Origin of the sequence: Paracoccus sp. S4493 (assembly GCF_000967735.1) — a bacterium.
Classification (GTDB): domain Bacteria; phylum Pseudomonadota; class Alphaproteobacteria; order Rhodobacterales; family Rhodobacteraceae; genus Paracoccus; species Paracoccus marcusii.
Map to the genome: position 1 here is coordinate 1 of NZ_JXYF01000396.1, position 1,013 is coordinate 1,013.

Here is a 1,013-nt window from a genome sequence, read left to right on the forward strand (position 1 = left end):
TGTCATTCCCGTTGATGGCGTTCTGGGCGGGTGGTGTCGGAATGGGAGTCGGATCGGGTGTAGGTGTGACCTCTGGCTCTTCGGGCTGAGGCTTGTCGACGGGCGGGACAGGGGTGGGCGTTGGTGCGGGAGCGGCACCCTCATTCACGCCGTCACGATCATATTCCATCACAGTTTTCCAAGCCAGCTTCTGAAGGCTTGCTGCAATGATGGGATTGATGGTCGGGTAGGCGCCATAATCACCGAAGACGGTATTCGGCAGGCCTGAAGGGTCCTTACCGTAGAGTGTCGCCTGGTGGACCATCGTCACGAAGTAATAGCCGGCGTCTGTCGGATGGATATCGTCAGTAAAGAAATGCCTGATGGAGGAAACGCCAGGGATCTTGCCGGCCTCGATAGCATCGTAAAGATTGGCCATTGCTTGCCCGGCGGGAACGAGCAGCATCTCTTTCGATCCAGTCGGTCGTGCCGCATTTACTTTGTCGACCACGCCTTCCCAGATAGGGCTGAAACGGTCCAAGCTTGCCCGCCAAGCCTTCAGGTCACCGTTGAAGAAGTCGAACCCGTTCCAGGTCTCATAGAGATAGGACTGGATGCCGGGGTTGGTGGCATGGGCAAGAGTAAGGAATTTGAGGGCGTAACCCGAGGTGTCGTTCCACTGGACATTCGTTTCCAGAGGAACGGCTTCCGTGAGGATGAGTGCGTCATATTTGCCGGTGGCGAGGGCCTGGTGGGAATCCACACCTTGCGCATGGACACGATCGTGGCCATTCCAACTCACACGCAACGGTGCGCCGGTAATGACCTGAAAGTCGGTTTTTCCTTCATTTCCCATGCTGTTCATCATGTGGGGAATTTGCCGCCCGACGAGGCTATGACCGATGGTAAGAATATTCGATTCTGAAGAAAGCGTCATTTGTCCCTCTTATGATCTACTATTTGTCAGCGTCGCGCATTTTGAATGAGATTCCGTTAACGACGGATCACTTCGATAGCGCTGATCAGCTTTCGCG

The 1,013-nt window shown here is 55.1% G+C and carries 1 protein-coding gene; it reads right to left on the bottom strand.

What is annotated here, in order from left to right:
• Window positions 1-916: hypothetical protein (locus TW83_RS18025; RefSeq protein ID WP_157001772.1), on the bottom strand; the 916-nt coding region annotated here is incomplete at its 3' end.
• Window positions 917-1,013: the final 97 nt, after the last annotated feature.